The organism is Mycoplasma sp. 2261, assembly GCF_053851575.1.
Window position 1 is genome coordinate 1 of record NZ_JBSQAX010000014.1, and the last position, 6,752, is coordinate 6,752.

Sequence of the window (6,752 nt, forward strand, 5' to 3'; positions counted from 1 at the left end):
AATTAGTTAAAAAAGCAAATGACTTTGTATCGCAAATGCCAACCGATGAATATAATCCTGAAAAACAAGATCTAAAAGATTTAATAACCAAAACGCAAGATCCAACCAATAGGGATGCTATTGATGAATTAAAACAATTAGTTGAAGATTTTAAGGATAAAAATCGAAAAGCGGAAACAAAAATTATCCAAATTAATTCTAATAAAGATGAAGAAATCGAAAAAATTAATAACAAGATTGCTGAAATAACCGATTTTGCTAATGCAAATAAAGATGAATATCCTCAAATAACAACCCCATTATTAGAATCGCTAAAATTAGTCAAGGATAATAATTATCCAAGCTATAACAACACTATCCAAGAATTACAACAAAAATTATCTAATATCACAAGCGCACTAGATAATGCAAAACAACTGCTTTCAAATACACAAAATAAAGAACAGCTTTCATTATCAACAAACCAACTTGAGGCTATAAAAGATAGCATCAAAAGTAATGATGACGAAATGATGCAACTAAAGCACAACTTAGATGTTGAAATCCAAAAAGCACGTGAAATAATCGCGAAAGAACAAACAGATAAATATACTCAAGAAAAACAAACTATTGATAATCTAAAGCAAAGCGCAGAACAACAAATTATTGATTTTGAACAAAAATTAACAGAAGCAAAAAGTAGATTTAACCAGGCTAAAGAAAGTGCTAATAGCGTCCTAGAACAAGCAAAAAGTGATCCTAATAGCGCTAACTATGCTGACATCATTGCTAAAATCAAAGAAAAGATTAGTCAAAATGATGTTATTGATGAAAACGGTCCTTTAAAAAATATTGATGCTGCAACAGCTGAACTTAATGGTTTAGCAAGTTTTTATAATGCAGAAAAAGAAAAAGCTGATGCTATTACACAAGCTGCTCTTGACAAACTAAATCAAGAAATCGAAAATGCTGAACAAATTAAAAACACAATGGAGCAAGAACCAGATTTAGATACACAAAAAGCAGTGTTAGAAAAAGCAATTGAAGTTGCTAGAACTTCACATATGCAAAGTCCGAAGTTAACTAATAACGCTATAAAACAAGCTCAAGATACACTAAAGCAAGCAGAGGATGTAGCAAATGACGCCATCAATAAAACAAATAAGCAAAAAGATGGTATCAGAACAAATATTGCTCAAAAAGAAGTTGAAATTCAAAATTATATTAACAATGTTTTAATGAAACCTGAATATGAAGCTATCAAAAATGATCTAGATACCTTTTTAAAATCTTATGAGGCAAATGATAAAAATCTTCTAGGGCAAAAAACTAGACAGCAACTAGATGATTTATTAACGCAAATGAATATGCATCTTGATTCTGCTAAACAAAAGAAAGACGAAAAAGATGCAGAAATAAGAGCTAAAAATAAGCAAGCTCTAGCAGAAGTAAAAGAAGCATTAGCAAATGTTTCAAATTCAATAACAAGCAAAGATCCAAAAATGATTGATTTAAGAAACGAACTTAACCAAGCAATCAGCGAATCAGAAGCAATTATTACAAATGAAGAATCAGATAAATACGTTAGTCAAAAAGAAAAACTAGAAAACCTAAGTAAAAAAGCAGAAACCACAAAAACAGAATTTGCTAAGGAATTACAAAACACCAAAGAAGCTCATGCGCAAAAAATTCTTGAAGTAAGAGAAAAAATCTCACAGCTTCAAGCAGATGAAAATGCAGCTAATTTAAATAATGTTATTCAAGAACTGCAACATGCAATTGCAGATAATCAAACAATCGATGATAATCTATCACTATCAGAAATTAATAATAAAAAAGATCAATTACAAAAAGCAATAGAAACTGCAGAAAACAAAAAAAATGCTGAGGCACAAAAAACTAACGAGCATTTAGCACAACTACAAAAAGCAATAACAGATGTTAGTGCTACAAAAGACTCAATGACTTCTGAGCCATTATTAAGTAGTGCCCAAACTAACTTAGAGCAAGCAATCGCAATAGCACAAACAGCAAAAAATCAAACTCCAAAATTAGCAAATAACGAAATCGATGAAGCTAAAAAAACATTACTACAAGCAGAAAATATTGCCAAACAAGAAATTAAAAAGATAAATGATCAAAAAGACCAAATTAAAAATCAAATTAATCAAAAAGAAACAGAAATTCGTGATTATATAAATACCGATTTAGCAGGAAATGATTTTGCAAATATAAAAAGCGAATTAGAAAAACACTTAAATGATTATGTAAATAATGAAAAAAATAGCTTATCAAATAAAACAAAACAACAACTTACCGATTTACTATCTAAATTAGATTCACAACTACAAGACATTAAGAATAAAAAACAACAAAAAGACTTAGAAATTAGAGAACAAAATAAGCAAAAGCTAACAAAAATAAAAGAAACCCTTAAAAGTGTTGGTAATAGCATCACAAGTCATGATCCTGAAATGACAAAACTAAAACAAGACATTAATACAGCTGTCACTGAGACTGAGGGCATAATTAGCAAAAACGAATTTAATAAATATATATCGCAAATTTCAAAAATCGAAAGTTTAAAAACTGAAGCAAATAAAAAGATAAGCGACTTTACTAAAAAATTAAATGCCGAAAGAGAAGCATATAGACACAAGCTACAAGAAGCCAATAATAAAGTATCTGAATTACAAAATGATGCTAACTCAGCAAATCTAAATACTGTAATTCAAAATTTGCAAAACACAATAAATCAAAATAACAATGCCCAAGACAGAGACCCGATTTCATCATTTACTACTAAAAAGGATAATTTAGACCAAGCAATAAAAACAGCCGAAAGAGAAAAAGCTGTTGCAAATCAGAAAACTGAAGCAAATTTAGCAAAATTAGGAAATACAATCAATGAATCAAAAACTACGCTAAATTCAATGAATTCTGAACCTTTATTATTGGATGCTAAAAATAAATTAAGTGAAGCAATAAAAACAGCTGAGGGTATAAAAAATCACACACCTAAAAAACTAGCTGATAAAGATATAGAAAATGCAAATAAAACCTTATTAGAAGCAAAAACAATAGCAGAACAAGCTATAACAGACATAAATAGCCAAAAAGACTCAATCAAGACGCAAATAAACCAAAAAGCCAAGGAAATTGAGGATTACAAAAATAACCTAAATGGAAATCAATATGATGAAATTAAAAATAAATTAACTACAGAATTAAATAATTTCAATAACAATAATAAGAATAATCTTGGTTCTAAAACAAAAGCTGAATTAGATAAAATATTAGAGGATCTAAATAAAAAATTATCCGATGCTAAGGTAGACAAAGCTAAAAAAGATAATGACACAAATGCTCTTAATAAACAAGAATTAACAACCACAAAAGATAATTTAAAGACATTTGTCAATTCAATAACAAGCAATGATAAGGAAATGTTAGACCTCAAGAAAAAAATAAACGACGCAATTAATGAAGCTGAAAGTACAATTTCCAAAAATCAAACAGATAAATTTGTTGAACAAAAGAAGAAACTTGATAATCTAAAAGAAAAATCTGAAAAAGAAAAAACATCATTTGATGCCAAAGTAAAACAAGCAAAAGATGACTATGACCAAAAATTAAGAGAAGCTAACGAGAAATTAAAAAATCTAAGAAGCGATTCAAATGTAGCAAACCTAACTGATGTAATTAATACTTTCCAACAACAAATTAAAAATAATCAAAACGCTAATATTAATGATGCAATTCAGGATATTAACAACAAAAAAGAAGCGTTGCAAAATGCGGTACAGGCGGCAGATCAAGCTAAAAATGCAGCAGATCAAAAGACGCAAGCAGCTTTAAATAAATTAAATGATGCAATAACTGCCGCAAATAAAACAAAAAATATGATGGAAAATGAATCTGCACTAAATAGTGCTAAGGATACATTAAGTGAAGCTATAAGAGTTGCTCAACAAGCAAAAGATAATAATCAAAAATTAGCCGATACTCAAATAGAAAGTGCAATTCAAACATTAACTCATGCTGATAATGTGGCAAAAGAAGCTCTCAAAAATATAAATAGTGAAAAAACAACTTTAATAAATCAAATTTCACAAAAAATTGATGATGTTTCAAACTTTTTAAATACATTAAAAAAACATAATGAATATAAAGAAATCAAAGATAAATTAGACAAAACCCATAGCAAATACAAAGACAAGAATTCACTGAATTCAAAACCTAAAAATGAACTTCAAAGCACATTAACTGAATTAATAAATGCATTAGACGAAGCAAAACAGAATAAAATTAAAAAAGATAATGATATTACACAAGGAAATAGACACGCTCTTGAACAAGCTAGAGATACATTGCAAAATATTTCAAATTCAATTACTAGTCATGGTAATGAAATGACAACACTTAAAGCCAAACTTGATGAAGCATTAAAAGAAACAAAAACAATTCTTGATAATAATCAGGCAAATAATTATGTCACTCAAAAACAAAAATTAGAAGATTTAAAAACCGAAGCTGAGCAAAAGAAGAAGCAATTTGAAGCTAAATTACAAAACGCAAAAACTGAACATAATAAAAAAGTTAAAGAAGCAGAAGCTAAAATAAGCCAATTAAATCAAGACAAGAACTCTGCAAACTTAACTAATGTAATTAAAAAATTACAATCAGTTATTGATAGCAATAAAAGCATTAATGATAATGACAGCATTGTAAATATAGACAATAAAACAAAAACATTGCAAAATGCTATTCAAACTGCCGAAACAGAAAAAACCACTGCAAATCAAAAAACCAATAGCGAACTTGCTGAGTTTGAAAAAACAATCCAAAAGGCTGATGCAACTAAAACCACGATGGATAATGAGCCAGAATTAAATAGTCAAAAACAAACCTTGCAACAAGCAATTAATACAGCTAAAAATATTAAAAATGCAAGTAAAAATGCAACTGATGCTCAAATAAAAGAAGCTAATAAGGTTCTTGCTAATGCCGAAAAAGTTGCAAAAGCCGCACTTGATAATATCAATACTCAAAAATCAATATTAATAAACGAAATTCAGACAAACGCTAATGATGTTCAACAATATATAACCCAAATTTTATCTAATAATAGTGATTATAATCAAATTAAGACTGAATTAGAACGTGTTTTAAATGCTTATAATAAGAATGATAAAGCAAATATTAATTCTAAAACAAAACACGATTTAGAACAACTTAAGTCAAAACTTCATGATGCACTTGAAAAGGCCAAAAGAGATAAAACTCAAAAAGATACCCAGATTGTTGCAAGAAATAGACAAAATCTAATAAATGCTAAAAATCAAATAAATGGTGTTGCAAAGCGTATTATTACTCGTGACCCTGAAATGGTCAAACTTAAAGGGCGCTTAGAAGAAGCTATTAGAGAAACAGAAAGAATTATTAATGATAATGATCAAAGTAAATATATTCAGCAAAAACAACTAATTGATAACTTAAAAAATGAGGCAAACGGCGCAATAAATGATTTTAATAATAGACTTCATGCTGCGCAAGCTCAACATGACCAAAAACTCAGGGGTGCACAAGAAAAATTAAATTCATTAAGACAAGATCCAAACCATGCAAATTTAGTCACCATAATTAGTCAATTGCAACAAAAAATTAATACAAATAAATCCAAAGCAAATACTGACCCTATTAAAAGCATTTCAGATAAAACTAAATCCTTAGAGCAGGCAACAACAAACGCCGAAACACAAAGAGTAGCCGCAAATAAGAATACTGATGCTGAAATTGCTAAATTAGAAGCGACTCTTACCAAAGCGAATGCTACAAAAACCGAGATGGCTAAGGAACCGGCATTAAAAAGTTCAACAGATGTGCTTACAAATGCGATTAGTTCAGCACAACCAGCAGCTAATAAAACTACTAAACTAACTGATGCTCAAATTATCAATGCTAATAGAAGATTAACGGCGGCTGAGGATGTTGCCAAAAATGCTCTTGATGCTATTAATACCCAAAAACAAAAATTAAGAACACAAGTGCAACAAAAAGCAGATGCAATTAACACTTATATAACTTCAAACCTAAATAAAAAAGAATACAGCACAATTAAGAAAGAACTACAAGATATTCTTAATACATACAATTCGCAAAATAAACCTCATCTAGCAGCAAAGACAAAAGCTCAATTAGAAGAAATATCTAGAAATCTAGAAAATGAATTAAATAAAGCTAAACAAAAGAAAACAAAACAAGATAGCGATACAAGCATTGCTAATAAGAAAAAGGAGATTAATAAATTAATTGGCCAAATTCCTTATCCTCAACCAAATTCAAATGAAGCAACCCAAGCTAAAAATGCTCTAAAAAGTGCTGTTAATAAATTAAATGATATGCAAAGCTTAAACCAAAAACAAACTGAAATAACTAATTTTAGTCGCCATATGCAAACAAAGAAAGATCAATTAAATGCAAATGGCGGAAATCTGAAATATTCACAAAATAACGCACAAGCAGTTCAAAAAATAAAACAAAAGCTAAATTCAGCACAAAATATAGACCAAGCTAACAACGCGTTGCCTGATGGTTGAGCAAATAAGATTGAAACATACAAAAATGTAATTAATAGTTCATTTGATGACGGGGAAGACAAAAATAATTTAATAATAAGATTAAACCAAACTGTTCCTACAACAATAACTGGTAATGACATTTATAATGAAAATAACCTAAAAGATGAAATAATACAAAACTATAAACGTCTT

At 29.0% G+C, this 6,752-nt stretch carries 1 protein-coding gene; it reads left to right on the top strand.

The window, feature by feature from the left end:
• Nucleotides 1–6,752, top strand: a 6,752-nt coding sequence (locus tag ACWXVM_RS03085) for a hypothetical protein (protein ID WP_455994275.1), incomplete at both ends; no start/stop codon positions are given.